The organism is Ferroacidibacillus organovorans, assembly GCF_001516615.1.
Classification (GTDB): Bacteria; Bacillota; Bacilli; order Alicyclobacillales; family SLC66; genus Ferroacidibacillus; species Ferroacidibacillus ferrooxidans_B.
The window spans coordinates 1-18,701 of the sequence record NZ_LPVJ01000031.1; the positions used below are offsets into that span (position 1 = coordinate 1).

The 18,701-nt window shown below is 49.4% G+C and carries 21 protein-coding genes; 2 read left to right on the forward strand and 19 right to left on the reverse strand.

The genetic code is table 11. The annotated features are described in order from the left end of the window. The first annotated feature begins 591 nt into the window (after nt 1–591). On the forward strand, nt 592–2,187 hold the full coding sequence (gene serA, locus ATW55_RS08345) for a phosphoglycerate dehydrogenase (RefSeq protein WP_067715518.1): 1,596 nt from the start codon (nt 592–594) through the stop codon (nt 2,185–2,187). 80 nt (nt 2,188–2,267) lie between these two features. Here the strand turns inward: serA and ATW55_RS08350 are convergent, their stop codons facing one another. Further along, nucleotides 2,268–4,289, reverse strand: coding sequence for an acetoacetate--CoA ligase (locus ATW55_RS08350; RefSeq protein ID WP_067715520.1), 2,022 nt, complete (start codon nt 4,287–4,289; stop codon nt 2,268–2,270). Nucleotides 4,290–4,529: 240 nt separating this feature from the next. Between ATW55_RS08350 and ATW55_RS08355 the strand changes: the two genes are divergently transcribed. Then, nucleotides 4,530–4,946, forward strand: coding sequence for a helix-turn-helix domain-containing protein (locus tag ATW55_RS08355; RefSeq protein ID WP_067715522.1), 417 nt, complete (start codon nt 4,530–4,532; stop codon nt 4,944–4,946). A 57-nt stretch (nt 4,947–5,003) separates the two neighbouring features. Here ATW55_RS08355 and ATW55_RS08360 read toward each other — a convergent pair whose 3' ends face one another. The 18 genes from ATW55_RS08360 to ATW55_RS08440 all read right to left on the reverse strand — a co-directional run bounded on the left by ATW55_RS08360 (nt 5,004) and on the right by ATW55_RS08440 (nt 18,694). Beyond that, entirely contained in the window at nt 5,004–5,816 is an 813-nt protein-coding gene (locus ATW55_RS08360; RefSeq protein WP_067715785.1) for a histidinol-phosphatase, read from the reverse strand. 56 nt (nt 5,817–5,872) lie between these two features. Then, nucleotides 5,873–6,277 (reverse strand): CoA-binding protein, encoded by a 405-nt coding sequence (locus ATW55_RS08365; RefSeq protein WP_067715525.1) that lies wholly within the window; start codon nt 6,275–6,277, stop codon nt 5,873–5,875. A 13-nt stretch (nt 6,278–6,290) separates the two neighbouring features. Further along, the gene (locus ATW55_RS16460) at nt 6,291–6,455 is read right to left on the reverse strand and encodes a hypothetical protein (RefSeq protein WP_162839391.1); all 165 of its coding nucleotides are present in this window, start codon (nt 6,453–6,455) and stop codon (nt 6,291–6,293) included. Nucleotides 6,456–6,483: 28 nt separating this feature from the next. Then, nucleotides 6,484–8,208, reverse strand: coding sequence for a sensor histidine kinase (locus tag ATW55_RS08370; protein WP_423742959.1), 1,725 nt, complete (start codon nt 8,206–8,208; stop codon nt 6,484–6,486). 56 nt (nt 8,209–8,264) lie between these two features. Then, complete coding sequence (locus ATW55_RS08375) at nt 8,265–8,981, reverse strand: response regulator transcription factor (RefSeq protein ID WP_268753383.1); 717 nt, start codon at nt 8,979–8,981, stop codon at nt 8,265–8,267. Between the two features lie 147 nt (nt 8,982–9,128). Further along, the gene (locus tag ATW55_RS08380; protein WP_082685672.1) at nt 9,129–9,935 is read right to left on the reverse strand and encodes a pseudouridine synthase; all 807 of its coding nucleotides are present in this window, start codon (nt 9,933–9,935) and stop codon (nt 9,129–9,131) included. Between the two features lie 21 nt (nt 9,936–9,956). Further along, nucleotides 9,957–10,487: a spore maturation protein gene (locus tag ATW55_RS08385; protein ID WP_067715534.1), complete on the reverse strand. Its 531-nt coding sequence runs from the start codon at nt 10,485–10,487 to the stop codon at nt 9,957–9,959. Beyond that, entirely contained in the window at nt 10,484–11,095 is a 612-nt protein-coding gene (locus ATW55_RS08390; RefSeq protein ID WP_067715536.1) for a nucleoside recognition domain-containing protein, read from the reverse strand. Before ATW55_RS08390 ends, ATW55_RS08385 begins: the two co-directional genes overlap by 4 nt. Nucleotides 11,096–11,144: 49 nt before the next feature. Further along, complete coding sequence (locus ATW55_RS08395) at nt 11,145–12,221, reverse strand: D-alanyl-D-alanine carboxypeptidase family protein (protein WP_160327198.1); 1,077 nt, start codon at nt 12,219–12,221, stop codon at nt 11,145–11,147. Nucleotides 12,222–12,387: 166 nt separating this feature from the next. After that, a complete protein-coding gene (ytfJ, locus tag ATW55_RS08400; RefSeq protein WP_082685674.1) occupies nt 12,388–12,807 on the reverse strand; it encodes a GerW family sporulation protein in 420 nt (139 codons plus the stop codon). Continuing rightward, nucleotides 12,743–13,411 carry a DUF2953 domain-containing protein gene (locus tag ATW55_RS08405; RefSeq protein ID WP_067715544.1) on the reverse strand — a complete coding sequence of 223 codons (669 nt, stop codon included), beginning with the start codon at nt 13,409–13,411 and terminating at the stop codon, nt 12,743–12,745. The genes ytfJ and ATW55_RS08405 overlap by 65 nt, the downstream gene beginning before the upstream one ends. 90 nt (nt 13,412–13,501) lie before the next feature. Further along, nucleotides 13,502–14,110 (reverse strand): SMC-Scp complex subunit ScpB, encoded by a 609-nt coding sequence (scpB, locus tag ATW55_RS08410; RefSeq protein WP_082685682.1) that lies wholly within the window; start codon nt 14,108–14,110, stop codon nt 13,502–13,504. Nucleotides 14,111–14,133: 23 nt separating this feature from the next. Beyond that, nucleotides 14,134–14,868, reverse strand: a complete 735-nt coding sequence (locus ATW55_RS08415) for a segregation and condensation protein A (protein WP_067715547.1) — start codon at nt 14,866–14,868, stop codon at nt 14,134–14,136. After that, entirely contained in the window at nt 14,868–15,497 is a 630-nt protein-coding gene (locus ATW55_RS08420; RefSeq protein WP_067715550.1) for a site-2 protease family protein, read from the reverse strand. Before ATW55_RS08420 ends, ATW55_RS08415 begins: the two co-directional genes overlap by 1 nt. A 14-nt stretch (nt 15,498–15,511) precedes the next feature. After that, nucleotides 15,512–16,330, reverse strand: coding sequence for a spermidine synthase (locus ATW55_RS08425; protein WP_067715553.1), 819 nt, complete (start codon nt 16,328–16,330; stop codon nt 15,512–15,514). A gap of 1 nt (nt 16,331) precedes the next feature. Beyond that, a complete protein-coding gene (ribE, locus tag ATW55_RS08430) occupies nt 16,332–16,799 on the reverse strand; it encodes a 6,7-dimethyl-8-ribityllumazine synthase (protein WP_067715555.1) in 468 nt (155 codons plus the stop codon). A gap of 15 nt (nt 16,800–16,814) precedes the next feature. Continuing rightward, complete coding sequence (locus ATW55_RS08435; RefSeq protein WP_067715558.1) at nt 16,815–18,008, reverse strand: bifunctional 3,4-dihydroxy-2-butanone-4-phosphate synthase/GTP cyclohydrolase II; 1,194 nt, start codon at nt 18,006–18,008, stop codon at nt 16,815–16,817. 41 nt (nt 18,009–18,049) lie between these two features. Beyond that, nucleotides 18,050–18,694 carry a riboflavin synthase gene (locus ATW55_RS08440; RefSeq protein WP_067715562.1) on the reverse strand — a complete coding sequence of 215 codons (645 nt, stop codon included), beginning with the start codon at nt 18,692–18,694 and terminating at the stop codon, nt 18,050–18,052. Between the last annotated feature and the right edge of the window lie 7 nt (nt 18,695–18,701).

Consider the following 18,701-nt stretch of genomic DNA (forward strand, 5'->3'; position numbering starts at 1 on the left):
TTCCCTTCATCGCTGCAATTGCATACTTGCGCGCGTACCCTAAGGTTGCCTCTAATTCATCTAAGATACGAGACTTTTCCTGTCTGGCAGTGGCACGCAGGTACCGGATCCGCATTGCACTCAGGTACTCTCGCCGACTCTGCATTGACATCTGCCACAACAATCCCTTCGGTAAGGTTTCTATGTGAGTGAGCCAATGTCCTTTCGGTAAGATTTTAGCTGAGTGATCGCGGAGGCTTGACGATTGATCATGAGATGTAGTATTCTCACAAAAATTACAAACCTAAAACGTTGATGGAAATGAATCTGCGGATTCGTACTCAGAGAGCTGACGGTTGGTGCAAGTCAGTGTACATCCGTGGAGGTAGCCCTCCGGAGTGATCAGGGAAGGATACTGACCGTGTATCCAATCTGATTCCGCTCACCGCGTTATCGGTGATACGACACATGTCGTAAAAAGCCATGAATTTCATGGGAATCAGGGTGGCACCGCGGGTTAAAACTCGCCCCTCGCAATTGCGCAGGGGCGAGTTTTGTTTGCTTTTCCGTTGATCCAACCACTTCATCAAGCGTAAGAAAGGGGATTTTTAAATGTCGTTTCGCATTCTCGTGACGGATCCACTCTCCGAGCAGGGGCTTGCACAACTGTATGCCGCAAGCGATCTTGAAATTGTTCAAGAAATTGGCGTAAGCAAAGAGAAATTGGTGGAGATCATTGGTGACTTTGACGCATTGCTCGTGCGCAGTCAGACAAAGGTCACAGAAGAGATTATCAAAGCGGGGACAAAACTTCAGGTCATCGGACGTGCGGGTGTAGGAGTCGATAACATTGACGTGCGCGCCGCTACCAAAGCGGGGATTCTTGTCATAAACGCCCCGGACGGAAACACCGTTACGACCGCTGAGTTCACGTTCGCAATGATGCTCGCCCTGGCGCGCCACATTCCTCAAGCTCACGCTAAATTAAAGGATGGCGTCTGGGATCGCAGCAGCTTTGTTGGTGTCGAGCTGCGCGGAAAACATCTTTCGATTCTTGGGCTGGGCAGAATTGGAGCGGAAGTAGCAAAGCGCGCACAAGTTTTTGGAATGCAGGTCACGGCGTATGATCCCTACCTCACGTCAGCGCGAGCTGAAAAATTGGGAATCAAGGCAGCTACGCTTGAAGAAGCCATCCGCACGGCTGATTTTCTAACGGTGCACACGCCTTTGAGCAAAGAAACCCACCATCTGATCAGCGACGAGCAGTTTCAGATGATGAAGCCTGGCGTGCGTATCTTAAATTGCGCAAGAGGCGGAATCATCGATGAAAAAGCTCTCGCTCGCGCGCTTGAGCAAGGAATTGTGGCAGGCGCAGCGCTAGATGTCTATGAACAAGAGCCAGCGGTAGGTCAACCGCTCTTGGCATTTCCACAAGTGATTTCGACGCCACACCTCGGTGCATCTACGGAAGAGGCGCAGGTGAATGTCGCCGTCGATGTCGCGCAAGGGGTTGTCGACCTTTTACAAGGGCGATCCTACCCGCACACCGTCAACCTGCCAAGCCTCGCGCCAGAACAACGTGCGGTGCTTGAGCCGTTTTCAAATTTGGGAGAAGTCCTTGGAAGTTTTGCGGCGCAGTTACTGCGCGGCGGAGTGCATCGCGTCACCATCCAATATGAAGGAGAACCCACGCAGCACGCGACCGATCCGATTTCTCGCTCCACCCTTCGCGGAATTCTCAGTCGCTATTACCGCGAGGAAGTGCACTTGATCAGCGTCGCACTGATCGCAGAAGAGATGGGCATCGAGGTGACAGAAACGAAGTTGCCTCCACACGGCGGCTACACCAATGTCATCCGCGTCACGCTGACTGGCTCTACAGAAGAAGTGACTGTCGCGGGGACGGTGCTTAAGGGTCACGGGATGCGCATCATCCAAATCAATCAATATTCCGTGGATATCACGCCAAGTTTTGCCATGCTAATGACATGGCATCGCGATCGTCCCGGCATCATCGGACGCGTGGGAAGTGTTCTTGGACTTGCCGGAATCAATATCGCCTCCATGCAAGTTGGCCGCGCGATTGAAGGTGGAGAAGCACTTATGCTGATCGCCGTTGACCGCTCTGTATCGGATGAAAGCGTGCAGGCCATTCGCGACGCATCCGATGTGGACCGCGTGGCGTATATCGAATTGCCCATTGCCTAAATCTCTTAAAATCACGACCAATCCGTAAAATGACGCGGCTTTTTAAGGCGCGTCATTTTTTGTAGAGGCGGACCTGCGTATCAACGCGCTGAGCCATGTTCTAAATCTCGCGAGTGATGTTCATGGCCAAAGCGTTTTGCGAACTCATAAAAGTATTGAAGAGAGTTTGGATTCATCATGGAATCTGGATTTGCCGCATTTTTTCCATTCATCCCAAGCAAAATTTTGCGTATGGGAACTTCCATTTTTTTGCCGCTTAGCGTGCGAGGCACATCGTGAATCACATACATCTCATCTGGTACGTGACGCGGCGATACGTCACGTTTTAATTTTTCGCGTATCTGGAGCTTTAATTCATCTGTCAAAACCGTTCCTTGCCGCAAAACAAGAAAAAGAGCTAAAAAAGAAGGTCTTCCCAACATTTCAAGATCGATGACCAAGCTGTCGATCACCTCGTCAAACGACTCGATGACTTGGTAGAGTTCGCTTGTACCCATGCGGATTCCGTTGCGGTTGATCGTTGAGTCGGAGCGTCCATAGATCACGCAACTTCCCCGCTCTGTGATTTTTATCCAGTCTCCGTGCCGCCAGACGCCCGGAAAATGGTCAAAATAACTCTCTTTATAGCGTTTGAACTCTGGGTCATTAAAGAATGAAATGGGCATGGAGGGCATTGGCGAAGTAATCACCAACTCGCCAACCTCGTTTATGATCGATTCCCCAGCCTCATTAAATGCGTGGATGTCGGCGCCAAGCGCGCGACAACTGATCTCTCCAGCGCAGATCGGCAAGAGGACTGAGCCTGTGACAAACGCAGTGCACACGTCCGTTCCGCCACTTGTAGAGACCAACATCACCTCTTTTTTTACAGATTCATACACATAAGCGAATAGATCGGGGGTTAGCGGTGAGCCCGTTGATCCGATCATGCGTAAAGATGACAGCTCATAGTGCTCACCGGGTTGCAGATCTTGTTTTTTGCATGTTGTGAGATAGGCGGCGCTCGCACCAAAAACCGTCATGCCTGTTTTCTGCGCTAATTCCCACAAGACATAGGGGTGAGGATGAGCCGGGCTGCCGTCGTAGAGAATGATCTCAGCGCCTACAAGCAATCCGCCAATCAGGTAGTTCCACATCATCCAGCCTGTTGTGGAATACCAAAAAAAACGATCCCCTGGATGCAGGTCAACGTGGAGTTTCATGGACTTCACATGTTCAAGAACGATGCCGCCGTGACTCTGGACGATTGGCTTTGGCAACCCTGTTGTCCCGGATGTGTAGAGAATCCAAAGCGGATGATTAAAAGAGACCTGTTCGGGGTTAAGCATCGCGTCGTGACGGATTACATCGCGATAAGAAACCGTCGTCTCTTTGAAGGTATGAACCAACGCATCATCAGATCGATACGGAATAAGGACGGTAAGTTTTAGAGACGGTAATTTGCCTTGCAATGAAGTCACCGTCTGCAAGCGGTCATAGTCCCTGCCCTGATAGCGGTATCCGTCAACTGCAATCAAGACGGTCGGCTCAATTTGTGAGAACCGATCCAACACACTCGCTGTTCCAAAATCAGGAGAACAGCTCGACCAAATCGCACCGAGACTGGCTGTCGCCAAAAATGCGACGAGCGTTTCTATGATGTTAGGCGCAAAGGCCGCGACGCGATCCCCTTTTTTAACACCAGACTGCTTCAGGTACGACGCAAACGCTCCAACCTGTTTTTTTAATTCACCATACGTCATGGTTGAGAGAGCGCGAATCTCGGATTGATGCCAAACTGCAACCGCTGACTCATCCTTTTGGTGAAAAACCTGATTCACATAATTTATCGTCGCTTCTGGATAAAATTGTGCGCCCGGCATTTCTTTTGACTGCAAACGAGGCGAAAGTGGCTTGCGGGACACCTGAATATCCGCAAAGTCAATCACAGTATCCCAAAACATCTCAATGGATTGAACGGACCATTCATGAAGTGAAGCATAATCTGAGAAGGACAGTGCGTGCGTTTGCTGCAACCAATGCATATATTGGGAGATCAGAGATTGATCTTTCTGGCTCTGGCTCGTTTCATACAACAATGTACCTTCTGTGACTCTTTCCATCCCTTGTCGCCCCCCGGCAATCCCAGACTCTCAAGTAAAATTGTAAAGCGTTTTCATCAGATTGCCAAGGGTATATTCAAATTCTGGTAAATTCTATAAGCCATTTATCGATTTTCAGATTCAATGCATAATCATATTCAAAATGATAATATTTTTAACTAACTTTGTATTGCATATTATACGTTTGTGGAATATAGTTCACTCATGAACATACACTATCTTGGATTAGGAGTGATTGATTTGGAAAAATTGGGGTACAAGATTCGTTTGCTGCGTCATAAGCGAGCACTTACACAACAAGAAATTGCTTATCGCACAGGTATCTCTACACCACATATTTCTTCTATTGAACGTGGCGAAAGGCAACCATCCCTCGAGTATGCGATCCGAATTGCGGAGGCACTCGGCGTTCCCGTAGGTTATTTTGCAGATGACGCTGAAGTTTCCACTCTGCCTGACGCAGAGAGTTATCAAGGCATTGTCGATATGCCCGGTTATTTACAGTCTTTTATAACACGTGAGAGTTCACAACCCTATCTCATCATGGCACATCGCGTCAGTCGACTCGACGAAGCTGATTACAACATGGTCTGTGCAATGATTGAGATTATGACCCAAAGAAAACGACTCAAGAATTTTACAGATATCGGCATGTAAAAAAGGCAAACCTGTTAGATAGATCAGGTTTGCCTGCAATCGCGCAAATAAACTACATTAACCCAATGTAGCCATGGTTCGTGTTCTTCTTGAAAACGTCACTAATTCTTGATAGCCTGTCTGCTTTGCAAACGCAATGGCCTGATTATAGTCAGCGCCAACATCCTCTGGTCTGTGGGCGTCTGAATTGATTAAAATAGGAACATTCACTTGAAAACACGCTTGCAGCAAGCCGGGTGCGGGATACAGTTTACCGACCGGCTTGCGCAATCCCGCTGTTGAAATCTCGACTACTGCATTATGTTTTGCAAATGTTTCTGCCAATCGCTTGTACCAGTCATTTAAAAAAGCAGGATCTTCGGGTTCGTGACCAAACACTTTAATAACATCCGCGTGTCCTACAAAATCAAATAACTCAGATTCGACCATCCGCGTTAAAATATCGAAATACGTGTTATAGGTTTCTTTCAGATCGCGATTTTCCCATTGCGACTTCATTTCAAGCAAGTCAAAGCCAAAATCGTCGAGCCAATGCACAGAACCAATCACATAGTCAAACGGATAGGATTGGATAAATGCAGCGAGTGCATCCTCTGTCCCAGGGATATAATCCAGTTCTAATCCAAATTTTACGTGATGTCCCGCTTTTCGGGCTGCCATTACCATTTCCATGTATTCATCTAAATCTTCCGTACGCCTCTCACGTGTCCAAGGATTGTCAAAAAGATGGGCCGTCTGCCGAAACCGATACCCGTGTTCTGAGACACCATACTCTTCAATGCCACGCATTTTCGCTACATCAAGAAATTTTTCAAGCCATGAAACCGTATAAGGCCCACGCTCTGTATGGGTATGATAATCTGTCAACATGCGAAACATACTCCCCACTCTTTTTGATTTGAATGCATTCTTGCAGTGCCAAAAGGTTATGAGTGCATCATACGATGATGCTCAATTTTAATGCAACGATCAGAGATGATTTCAACGCCGTGTTCACGCGCATCCTTTTCTGCTTCTTGATGCGTGACCCCCAGTTGTAGCCATATTCGCTTCACGCCTAATGCAATGGCTTCATGCACAATCTCAGGGACCGCATCTGAGCGGCGAAACACATCCACCAGGTCGATTTTCCCTGGAATATCTTTTAATGACGCGTATGCTTTGCGAGAAAGCACCGAAGAGACGGCAGGATTAACAGGAATGACCTCATACCCTTGATCCAACAAATAGGATGCTACGTGATAGCTGTCACGGTTTGGGTTATCAGAAAGCCCCACCACTGCGATGGTCCGGATTTCTGCAAAATAGGCTCTCCAATTTATTTCATCCACCTTAGCGCCTCCCTTACCACTGAAACTTTACACCGTACTTGCCGCGTTTGGTTTTATACACGTACACATAGCGCGGCATCCGTTTGACATGCTGAAACCCTTCTTCACGTATTCGCGTTGCAAGGCACCCTGCTTGAAACTCAGAGGTGTAGAGTTTTCCCGTATAGATCCAAGACACTGCATCACCCCCTGCGATTCGTTTTGCGCTACGTTTCATCAGATTCATTTTGACACCGCGATAAACTGAGTGGCATCATGATTGCAAAAGTCGTGCCAATTCCCAAATGGCTTTCGACGCCGATTTCACCACCGTGAGCGCGAATGAGATTTTGAGTAATCGCAAGACCCAGACCAGTTCCTCCCCGTGAACGTGTGCGCGCTTTGTCAGCTTTATAAAAGCGTTCAAAGACAAAGGGGACGTCTTCTTGCGGAATGCCTTCGCCAGTATCACGCACGCGGATGATGAGGTGTGTTTCATTCTTGGTGACTTGAATTGTCACGCCACCCTCTTTTGTATGGCGAAGTGCGTTATCAACTAGATTAGTCAAAATTTGCTCGATGCGATCCGCATCTGCACATAAAAAAATCGAATTCAACTCTGTTTCAAGTTTGAGCGTCAATCCTCGTTCTGCATAAAGGCTGAAATACTTGCGGGCAACCCTGCGCATTACGACAAGCAAGTCCATTCTTTCAAAACGCATTGAAAAATTTCCTGACTCCAATTGTGCCAAGTCAAGAAGTTCATTTACCAAACGCCGCATGCGAAGCGACTCTTCGTAGATGATTTGAGTGATCTCTTTGCGCTGTTCTGGATCATCCCCAAAATCGTCAAGGAGTGCTTCTGTATACCCTTGAAAAAGAGCGAGAGGCGTTCTCAGTTCATGAGAAACATTTGCGATAAAATCCTTGCGGAGTCGATCGAGTCGTCGCTCTTCGGTGACATCGCGCAGTACGGTCACAGTACCTCGCAAAACTGTCGGGCGATCTGACTGATAGAGCGGTGTCATACTACCAATAAAATGTCTGCCGTGCCAAAAAAATTCACGCGTCATACGGGACCGCGAATCAAGCGTATCGCGCTGCATTTGAATCAACTCTTCAGGCAATGCAAATGGGCGCTCCTCTGCAGAGAGTGAACGAAGGTTCCTGAGCCACTGTTCTGCAGAAGGATTCAAGAGTGTCAATCGTCCACTTACATCCGCAGCCACCACGGCGTCAGTCATGGCGCCAAGGATACCTCCGATTTCTTCCTTCTCCTCTGTCAGAGCGCGAACGGTTCGTTCTAATTCACCAGCCACATGATTGAATGTATAACCTAGTCTACCCACTTCATCCTGCGTCACAACGCGTACACGTGTGTCAAATTTCCCACGCGCCATTTCTTCGGCCGCATCAATCATCTCAATGAGAGGGCGAGACAAATTTTTCGATACGACAAACGCCAATCCAGTCGTGAGGATCGTGCCTAGAATCACCGCAAATGTGATCAGGTTTGAAATGACCTTTGAGGGGTCATCCTTTGGATCCATCATTTCCGTGATGACGAGAAACGCTTCCAAACCATGCTGCTCATTATGGATTGGCATCACAGCGTAAACCACTGTATTGGGAGACGCGTGCGGCAATAATGTAGGAACACCTGATGCAACATAAGGGTGTCCACTCAGTAAATGTTCTCGCTCAGTTGGCGTCAGGGCATCTAAAAATGTTCGAGAGCGCGCACTTTTTTGAGGTGGTGGAACGAGATCGTACTGTCCGTGCAGCGCTGTCATGATGTGCGATCCAATTTCATAAGCAAGTGTTTGATTGGGTTCGCGCTTTAACAGTTCACTGATCACCATGGCCTGACTCGTCAAATCACGACGTTGCATCATCACGACGTAGGAACTCAGAAATTGCTCTAAATACAAAGAAAGTATGGCTAGAACCATCAAAACAAGTACAATGATGGTTAACCATAACTTTAAAACCACACTGCGACGGATCACTACTCTGACACCTCAAATTTATAGCCTACACCCCACACGGTATGAATGTGCTGAGGCACTCGTTCTGACGCCCGACCCAGTTTTTCGCGAAGTCGTTTGACATGGGTATCGACCGTTCGCTGATCGCCAAAAAACTGGTAATTCCAAACGTCTTTAAGCAATTCTTCGCGGCTAAATACTTTTTCAGGTCGTTGTGCAAGATAAAGAAGCAATTCGAATTCTTTTGGCGTCAATTGAATCTCCTGATTCTCAACCAACACCTTGCGGGCGTCAATGTTAATGACAAGCCCCGGAAACGTGAGCAGGTGTCCCGCCGACGTCGCAGACGATTCGACTGGATGTCCCCCCGTGCGTCTTAAAAGCGCTTTGACGCGCATCATTAGCTCGCGCGGACTGAACGGTTTGACAACATAGTCATCAGCCCCCAGTTCAAATCCGTGTACACGGTTACTCTCATCACCTGCAGCAGTCAGCATGATAATCGGTGTATCTTTATACTGACGTATTTCCGAACATACATCGCGTCCATCCATACCAGGTAACATGAGATCGAGAATTATCAATGCGTAATCAGTTTCCAGCGCCTTGGCGAGCGCTTCTGTTCCATCCTCCGCTTCATCGACAAAAAAGAAATTTCGTTCCAGATACATTCTCACCAATCGACGAATTCGCTCTTCATCGTCCACCACGAGAATTCGCTCTTGTCCTGTATTCACGGCCTATCCTCCCAGAAGTGCAACCTATAAAGAGTTGAGTGCTTTAGTCCATACACTACAATCCAAACGAGTTATTGTGCTATGTATAGCTTACTCTAGGAAACATATGGCTGCAAATCAAATCAGTACACGGCATTCAAGGGTTGGTCACGTGAGTGACTGTGGCATGGTGAGACGACAGAGTCGATACAGCTGTCTGATCTCAGCGTCAGTCAGTTTACGCCATGAGCCTGGGCGCAAGGCAGTTAATGACAGATGCCCATACCGTGTCCTTGTCAAATCAAGCACAGGATGTCCAACCGCTTCAAACATGCGGCGCACCTGCCGATTTCGTCCTTCGTGAAGGATGAGTTCCACAACGGATGTCTTTCCATCCGTCCCAATGACATTGACGACTGCCGGCGCGGTCTTTTTCCCGTCAAGTTCTATGCCTTCAGTCAGTTGAAGCAGGTTGCGCTCCGATAAATCACCGGCTACCGTCGCCCGATAAACCTTCTCGATTTCATAGGATGGGTGCATCAGCCGGTGCGTGAGCGCTCCATCATCCGTCAAGAGTAGCGCACCTTTTGTATCATAATCGAGGCGCCCAACTGGATAGATGCGATTGGGTACACCTGAGATTAAGTCAAGCACAGTTTTGCGTCCCTGTGGATCAGTCGATGTAGTGACAACACCGCGCGGTTTATAGAGCAAGATGTACACAGGCGGCATATCACGGTGAATCGATGCACCGTCTACCTCAATGGTTTGATCCGGACGCACCTGCATGCCAAGTTCTGTGACGATGCCCCCGTCAACGCGAACGCGCCCCTGGCGAATAAGCTCTTCCGCCGCCCTGCGCGACGCGACACCCGCGTGGGCCAGCACTTTTTGAAGACGTTGTGTTTCCTTTTTCTCATCTTTTTTCACAGCGTGATCATTTCGGTCGCTGTGACGTATCGAAGATTTGTCCATATGTTTGACTTTGCCTCCCACTCACATCTGAAGCAAGTATACCGCAAGCACGGAAGCAAAGGCGCTGACCAGATCAGACAACAATCCGACTTTTACAGCATAACGCGCATTTCGTATCCCGACACTGCCAAAATACACAGTCAGTACATAAAGAGTCGTGTCGGAACTCCCCTGCATGACTGACGCCATGCGCCCAATCAACGAATCAGGTCCATGTGTCTTAAACAAGTCTGTGACAACTGCCAGTGACCCTGCGCCGGAAATTGGCCGAAGCAAAGCGAGTGGCAGGAGTTCACTCGGAAAATGAAGGCGCGCTAAAAGTGGCTGCACCGCGTGAATGAGCAACGTGAGCGCGCCTGACGAGCGAAAAATGCTGACTGCGACCATCATGGCCACCAATTGAGGAATCAAGCTGATGGATGTTCCGAATCCTTCTTTGGCGCCTTCAATAAATGCGTCAAAAAGTGGCACACGTCGCGTGATGCCGGCAACAAGAATCAATGCGAGCGCACTTGGCAACATCAGGCTTGAAAGAAAAGAGATTGCATTCATGCTGCAATGTCCATTGACCTTTGCCGTTTTCGACGCGTGCGCCTGCGGTAAAAGCGATCGAGAAAAATGGCGGCAGATGTGGCAATCAGTGTGGCAAGTATGGTGTCAAGAACGATGCCTGCCGGATCCTTGCTGTGAAATTCAAGCCGCAATCCGATCATTGTCGCCGGAATCAAGGTTAGACTGGCTGTATTTAATGCAAGCAGCGTGCACATTGCATCGGATGCCGTGTCTTTTTGTGGATTCAGTGTCTGCAGTTCTGCCATTGCTTTGAGTCCGAGGGGCGTTGCCGCATTCCCGAGCCCAAGAATGTTTGCACTCATATTTGCAATCAAAGATCCCATGGCCGGATGATCGACTGGAACAGAAGGATACAGCCACTTCGCAAAAGGTCGAACCACCCGCGCGACAGTTCTGATCAATCCTGACCGTTCTGCAATCTGCATCATGCCTAGCCAGAAACTGATGATGCTGATGAGTCCGAACGAAACAATCACGGCATCTCTTGCCCCATTAAAAAGTCCCTGCGTCAAGGCGTCCATGCGCCCTGTCACAGCTGCGACGACAATGCCAGAAAGCATTAGAAAACCCCATATGAAATTCATCACGGTGGATTCTCCCCTCCCAAGGATCCCCAAAAACGTGAAGCGATTGGAATTATGAGCGATGAAACAGGCTGCGCAACCACCCGATGAATCCAGTACCTTTCACATCGCTGTCAGTCTTGAGCACAGCAGAACCAATCCGCGCACCGTGAAACATGTAATCAACCGTACCCACTACCTGGTTTTTTCGAATCGGAGCTAAAAGTGTGCGCGCAGCATGCACAACAAAGCGCACATCCTGATGTTCGCTTTGTTTGAGGGGATAGGTTGCATTTCCGACTGCGTGCGCCGCAACCGTTGCCGCATCACCGTAGCGAACGGGAATCCGCACCGTTTGCGCAAACTGTTCGGCAAGCGGTTTGCGCTCAAAAGCCGTGAGTCCGTATCGCAAAAGTCGAAGCGAGTCAACCCAGTCATTCCCGTCACGCAGCACAATAAGTGCGACTTGATGACCGTCTTTGGTCATGGAAGATGCAAGACATCGACCTGCTTTTTTGGTGTAGCCTGTCTTGACACCATCTGCCTCTGACATGAATAAAAGCTTGTTTTTGTTCTTCATTTTTCGATCCCACGGTTGGTTTGGCCAAGGCATCGTAAAATATTTTGTTCGCACGATCGCGCGAAATGTTGGATTGTGAAGCGCTGCTGCCGTCATGAGCGCCATGTCGTGAGCCGTCGAGTAGTGTTCGGGATGATCAAGCCCGTTTGGATTGACAAAATGGCTATGCTTGGCGCCTGCTTTTTGCGCCTCTTTATTCATCATCGTCGCGAAGCGATCTACCGAACCGGCAACCCCTTCTGCAATCGCAACGGCAGAGTCATTTCCACTGCGCAGCATCAACGCGTACGTTAGATTACGGATCGTCTGCTTTTCGCCTTCGACAAGATAGACAGATGAACCTTCTTGACGTACCGCGTTTCGCGAGACGGTTACCGTTTGATTAAATTTAGGAGAGCGCACCGCGATCCAGGCTGTGATGATTTTTGTCAAACTGGCGATTCTCATTCTGCGATTGCCTAGTTTTTCATAAAGAAATCGTCCAGAGTCAACATCGATCAGCGCAGCCGTTTCGGCGCTATTTTCCGTTCCCGGTTGAATCTGTTGTACACGTTGGATATGTTTTCTCATCCGTCTTGCATCCGCATGCTGATCAAACAACACATCTGTGAAAACGGACGATGACGTGCAAACCAGAATGGCCAGGAACGCAATTCGTTTACACATTACTCTATGAGTTGACTTGTCCAAGTAGACACACCTCGAATGAAAATCAGCCTTTTGCGAACGTCTTGCATCATACCTCCGTCTCTTTTGCAACGCGACTCTCCCGACGTGAAATCGCATAGGCTTCCAGTCTGTCCAACATTTGCGGCGCAAGATCAATCAGGCGGTCATACAACTGATTGCCCGGTTCTGCAGAGAGCAGTTTCACCTGACCATTGCCTACAATCAGAAATCCCATTGGCTGGATGGAGACGCCACCTCCTGCACCACCGCCAAACGGTTGATTGCTGTCACTCACGGCAACCGCCTCACGTCTTGTGCGAATCTGACTGCCGCCTGCGGCAAATCCAAACCCGACGCGGCTGACAGGAAGAATCACACTGCCATCAGGAGTTTCAACTGGATCTCCAATGATGGTATTGACATCAACCATGGTTTTTAAGTTTTCCATTGCCGTTTGCATGAGAGATTGAATCGGATGTTCGGACACGTGAGATCCCTTCTTTCACCAGAGAGACTAAACGAACAGCTACCACGCTAGCTTGACCGAGTGACACTCTGACTATGCAGGTGATCTCACTCTCAAAGGTTTGCTGATTGTAAAGGGGGGTGATATCAAGGGTAATGTCAGTGGTAAAACGCATCATTCCTGAAAGAATTCCCATAAGCCCACCCTTTAATATCCAAAATCCACCGACCGCGGTAGCTGTCTCTGCCGCGTTGGAAAGGCCAATGGAGGATTTCCACTCAAAACGCTTAATCAAAAGAGGCCGAATCACCTTTTTTAGGCGCGGCAATGTATCTTCCAGAATATCCATCTGTTCTTTGAAGCTGTGAATCTTATCAAGGATTTCTTCATATCCGATTGGCTTTTTCGCTGCGTGCGGAACTTCTTTCATGAATTGGTCGGAAACAGGCACTTTGCGTTTTGATTTGCGGTGCTTGAGCGGTAAAAGTTTAAATCGAATGCCGGCAATGACGACTTGGACGCTCACATGAGTTTCACGCATATGGAGCGCGGCGCTCACCTCAACGCGTATCGGGAGAGTGATGAGGATAAGGAGCATAAGCAGTGCAATGACGAACCACAGCATGATGGTCACCTACCCATGAACGGAATCTTATCTCATTCCGTCCAAAAACATCCTTGATGTTCAGGTAAGTTTGTCCATCGTAGAGGGTTCCTATTCTTCTCGCACTGCTGCAGTTTCGTCTAGGATTCCATTCGCAATCTCTAATGGTGGGAGTTGATCAGGGGAGGTGAGACCGAAATGATCGAGAAAGAGACGGGTTGTCCCATACAAAAATGGTCGCCCTGGGCCATCTGCACGCCCCATCTCTTCAATCAGGCCGCGCGCAAGAAGGGTTCCGATAGCGCGCTCACTCTTGACGCCGCGAAGCGCCTCGATCATCGAGCGTGTGAGCGGCTGACGATAGGCAATGATCGCGAGCGTTTCGAGTGCCGCCTGCGAGAGTCCTGGTTGCGGCGGTGTCTCGGCAAGACGTGAAAGGTAGGGTGAGAGCGCTTTGTGGGTAACAAGCTGCCAGGTATCCGCCGTTTTTAGACATGTCAGCATGCGCATAGACTCTTCTTGTAGTGTGGCGAGTCGATTGCACAATTCTGGTACAAGCGATTCAGAGACAAGCAGTCCTTTGGCAATAGCCTTTGCCGTCAACCCTTCTGTTCCCGCGGCAAAAAGCAATCCTTCCAAAAGGTTAAGAAGGCGAACCTCCTCCTCTTTCGCGAGTTCATCCCACTGCTCTTGGGTGCCGATATAGAACTCCTGTGTCATCGAACCTTCTTCATTTTTTTCGTCTAAAGCGTAATCCGTTCGATCCATATCTCGGAAAAGAGTCCCTCCTGACGGCATGTTACCTGCTGGTTTCGAATCAATTCGAGAAGCGCAAGGAATGATGTCACGATTTCCCGCGGATGATCGATCATCAAAAGTGACGAAAAGGTCGCAGGTGAATCTCGCAACATGCGCAAAATCCGCCTCATTCGCTCAGGAATGGTCTCTCGCTCACGGACAACGCGAACATCTCGCTCCTTCGGAATGCGCGCAAGTACCTTTTCAAATGCCGCCATCAACTGTTCGGCAGACACCAAAAGCTGTGGCGGATCACATCGCTCCGTTTTATACGCATCAAGATTCATCGGCATCCTCCCGACAGACAGCGCGCGTTCACCCTCCATTTCTTTGAGCACACGCGCTACCTCTTTAAAAGCCCTGTATTCAAGAAGGCGCTCGGTGAGTGCGCGCTCTGAGGCGATTGCATCGATCTCCTCATCTTCCTCGGCAGGCGCTTCTTGACGCGGCAAAAGTGCACGCGCTTTTAGCGCGACAAGTGATGCCGCCATGACCAAAAATTCACTGGCCACCTCAAGCTGTGCGTCAAGTCGGTCTTTTAGTACGCGGATGTATTGATCCGTAATCAACGCGATGGGGATCTGATAAATGTCGATCTCATGCTTTTCAATTAAATGCCAAAGCAAATCAAGCGGGCCCTCAAACGAATCAAGCGTTACGTGAATGGGATGCTGTTCCATCAGAAATTCCGAAACCACGCATTCAAGACAAATTGCGTGGTCGTGCTGATCACGGTTGTGCCAAGCGGGCTGATCAAGAAAATGAGCAGAATGATCATTCCAAATCGCTCGAAAGACGCCGTCTTAAGATACATTCTGCGCGGCATGAGATGGTGAAGAATTTGCCATCCGTCAAGCGGCGGAATCGGAATCAGATTAAAGATGGCAAGCGCCACGTTCAACTGCATCATATAAAGAAAGAGCAAGAATACAAATTGACCCAATCCCGTCATATAGGCAGAACTCGTCAGCATATTGAAACTGATCATGACGATCCCACTGATCAATGCCAGAAAAAGATTCATGAGTGGACCTGCGAGCGCAATAAAAATGATACTGAGCCGAACATTTCCGCGAATTCTGCGCGGATCAAAGACAACGGGACGCGCCCAACCAAACCCGGCAAAGATGACGACGAGAAACCCGATGAGATCGAGGTGTACCAGCGGGTTAAGCGTGAGACGACCCTGTCGTTTGGCTGTATCATCCCCCACGAGAAAAGCCGCCAGCGCATGTCCAAACTCGTGAAAAGAGAGTCCCACGACAAACGCGATGAGAATAAAGATCATGTTATGACTCAAAAGCAGCAAGTGATCTCCTCCTCTTATCGTATCGGCCAAGCGCTTCTGTGTGCGGCGGTGTCGATCGCCTTGATTCTTGTCGGTAATGCATCTCGAAAGGGGCCGTAGACGTCAGGGTTTTGCGCAATTTCGGCGCGTGCCCGCGCGCGCAGGCTCTCCACAGACGGAATGAACGCCGGCATCTTAATGGCATAAAGCAAAAGATTGTGTTCAGAAAATGGAAGAATTCCTACGTCAATGCGAAAGGTCGGCCCGACCGTGCGCGACAATTCACGACAAAGTTTATGATAACGCGAAGAGCTTTTACCAAGGGTCGTCATGATCGCGTTGATCGCAAGCACACCACCTGGGATCAACAGGTCTGCCAGTTGCTTTAAAAAAGTTTCTTGAAGCATTCCGCTCGGCGTATCTTCTTGATAGTATGCGTCAAGAAAGATCAAATCATAGGACGGATCCAATTGATCAAGGCAGGTGCGCGCATCTGCTTCAATGAGTTGAACGGTTTCGCGCGACAGCCCAAAATACCGCTCTGCCACGTAAAGAACCATTCCGTCAAGCTCAATGCCTGTCAAATTTGCCGCTTTGTGTCTCCAGTGGATATGGTTGAGTGCAGTTCCCGTACCGACACCAATAGAGAGAAAGTTTTCTACTGTCGGCAGCCATGCCGTATGAAGAGAAAACGCCTGTTGATACGGAAAATAGAGTCGCTTTGGCTGATCAAGCACGCATGCCCCTTGCCAGCCGGCTGACGCATCGCCAAAGCGCAAAAAGCGTACGTTTTGCCGCTCTCCGACGCACACGGTTTGAAAGGTTGACTCTTGACGAAATAAAATTTTCGTCAACTCACGCAAGGCTCCTCAACAAATTGGCCATCTCAATGGCGGCGACAGCCGCATCCCAACCCTTATTGCCCGCTTTTGTTCCCGCGCGCTCAATTGCCTGTTCAATGGTATCCGTCGTGAGAACGCCAAAGATAATCGGCACGCCTGTTGCGAGCGATGAGGATGCGACGCCTTTTGCTGTCTCTGATGCGACATAGTCAAAGTGCGGCGTTGATCCGCGAATCACTGCGCCTAGCGTGACGACTGCATCATAGCGCCCGGTCTCCGCCATTCGTTTTGCCACGAGCGAGATTTCAAACGCACCTGGCACGAACGCAACGTCCACATCCGCTTCGGCAATACCGTGGCGCGCAAACGCGTCTTGCGCGCCTGCGAGCAAGCGAAGAGAAATCAGATCATTAAAACGCCCAACCACCACAGCCATTCGTAGGCCCTGGCCAACGAGATGCCCTTCAAATTGACGACCCATATCTAAACCCCCGTCTTACATATTGAGCAAATGCCCAAGCTTCGATTTTTTTGTCGCTAAATACTGCGCGTTGTGCTGGCCCGCGTTCATTTGAATTGGAACCCGTTCAACAACGCTCAACCCATAACCTGAGAGTCCACTGATTTTGCGCGGATTGTTTGTGAGAAGACGCATTTCTCGCACGCCTAGGTCCTCAAGAATCTGCGCGCCGATGCCATAATCTCTCAAATCAGGCGCAAATCCAAGTTTTTGGTTTGCCTCGACGGTGTCAAACCCCTGCTCTTGCAGTTCATAAGCGCGAATTTTATTGATCAGCCCAATGCCTCTGCCTTCTTGGCGCATATAGAGAAGTACGCCTGCGCCTTCTTGTGCGATGGTTTCAAGCGCAGCGTGCAGTTGTGGACCGCAGTCACAACGATGGGATCCAAAAACGTCACCTGTCAAACACTCCGAATGCACACGCACAAGTGTAGGATCATCGGGATTGATTTCGCCCATGACCAAGGCGACATGTTCTTTTTGATCTAACGAATTGGCGTATACGTAAATTTTAAAATCGCCGTACGTTGTGGGCAATAGCGCTTCTGCCTCACGTGTGACAAGTTTTTCGACACGCTTTCGATACGCAATGAGATCTGCAATTGTGATCATGCGCAGGCCGAATTCCTCTGCAATCTCTGACAAGTCATGCACACGCGCCATCGTGCCATCCTGCTTCAATACCTCACAGATCACGCCAACCGGCTTCGCGCCGCAAAGTCTTGCAAGATCCACGGCAGCCTCAGTGTGCCCCGCTCTACGCAACACACCACCCTCTTTTGCGACGAGCGGGAACAAGTGTCCGGGACGGCGAAAATCCTCTGGTCTACTCGCTTCAGAGAGGAGCGCCTGCACCGTCTGTGCGCGTTCATAGGCCGAGATTCCAGTGGTCGTACTCACGTGATCCACTGAGATGGTGAATGCAGTGCCATGCAGATCGCTGTTTTTCTCTACCATGGGATGCAAATCAAGCGTCTTTGCGTGCGACAGTTCAATCGGCACACACACAAGACCGCGACCATGTGTGATCATGAAGTTGATGACCTCTGGTGTCGCATGCTCTGCGAGTGCGACAAAGTCACCTTCATTTTCTCGATCCTCATCGTCCACCACGATAACGACTTCTCCGCGCGCAAGCGCCGCGAGCGCAGATTCAATTGGAGAAAACATGGATCTCCACTCCCTTTGGGCTTGGCTCTAATCTGACATTGCTAGTAACCGTATTGCTGCAACTTTGCAAACGTTAAGCCCGTATGCATGTCGCCATTTTTCGTGGATAACAGGCGTTCTACATATTTGCCCAATACGTCAACCTCAAGATTAACTGGTTGTCCAATCGCAAAGTCCTCAGCGGTCGACTCCCCTGCAGTGTGAGGAATCACAGAGACGCGAAAGGACACATCCGAAACATCCATGACCGTCAGGCTGATACCGTCCACGGCGATCGAACCTTTCTCTACAATATACCTCATGATTTCTGATTGCGCTTGAATTGTGATGACACGCGCATTCTCATCCGGGAGAATCTGGCGTATTTGGCCAACTGCGTCGACATGCCCCGCCACAATGTGACCGCCAAATCGACCATCTGCGCGCAAGGCGCGCTCCAGATTGACGCGTGATCCAGGTTGAAGACGCTGTAGTGTAGAACGCGCCACAGTCTCCGGCACAACATCCACGGTAAAACGATCATTCCAGCGATTCGTCACAGTCAAACAGACACCATTCACCGCAATGCTGTCACCTGTCTTTGCATCCTCAAGAACGCGTTTTGCGGCAATCGTAAGCAGGAGTGAGCGTCCCTTTCGCTCAATCTGGTGAATGCGCCCTACCTCTTCGATAAGTCCTGTGAACATCGTGTAC

What these genes read in the sequence shown, in the direction of transcription:
- serA (WP_067715518.1), top strand. Translation starts at nt 592, where the DNA reads ATGTCGTTTCGCATTCTCGTGACGGATCCACTCTCCGAGCAGGGGCTT.
- ATW55_RS08350 (WP_067715520.1), bottom strand. Translation starts at nt 4,289, where the DNA reads ATGGAAAGAGTCACAGAAGGTACATTGTTGTATGAAACGAGCCAGAGC.
- ATW55_RS08360 (WP_067715785.1), bottom strand. Translation starts at nt 5,816, where the DNA reads ATGTTGACAGATTATCATACCCATACAGAGCGTGGGCCTTATACGGTT.
- ATW55_RS08370 (WP_423742959.1), bottom strand. Translation starts at nt 8,208, where the DNA reads ATGGTTCTAGCCATACTTTCTTTGTATTTAGAGCAATTTCTGAGTTCC.
- ATW55_RS08380 (WP_082685672.1), bottom strand. Translation starts at nt 9,935, where the DNA reads ATGGACAAATCTTCGATACGTCACAGCGACCGAAATGATCACGCTGTG.
- ATW55_RS08385 (WP_067715534.1), bottom strand. Translation starts at nt 10,487, where the DNA reads ATGAATGCAATCTCTTTTCTTTCAAGCCTGATGTTGCCAAGTGCGCTC.
- ATW55_RS08395 (WP_160327198.1), bottom strand. Translation starts at nt 12,221, where the DNA reads ATGAGAAAACATATCCAACGTGTACAACAGATTCAACCGGGAACGGAA.
- ATW55_RS08405 (WP_067715544.1), bottom strand. Translation starts at nt 13,411, where the DNA reads ATGCTGTGGTTCGTCATTGCACTGCTTATGCTCCTTATCCTCATCACT.
- scpB (WP_082685682.1), bottom strand. Translation starts at nt 14,110, where the DNA reads ATGACACAGGAGTTCTATATCGGCACCCAAGAGCAGTGGGATGAACTC.
- ATW55_RS08415 (WP_067715547.1), bottom strand. Translation starts at nt 14,868, where the DNA reads ATGGAACAGCATCCCATTCACGTAACGCTTGATTCGTTTGAGGGCCCG.
- ribE (WP_067715555.1), bottom strand. Translation starts at nt 16,799, where the DNA reads ATGGGTCGTCAATTTGAAGGGCATCTCGTTGGCCAGGGCCTACGAATG.
- ATW55_RS08435 (WP_067715558.1), bottom strand. Translation starts at nt 18,008, where the DNA reads ATGTTTTCTCCAATTGAATCTGCGCTCGCGGCGCTTGCGCGCGGAGAA.
- ATW55_RS08440 (WP_067715562.1), bottom strand. Translation starts at nt 18,694, where the DNA reads ATGTTCACAGGACTTATCGAAGAGGTAGGGCGCATTCACCAGATTGAG.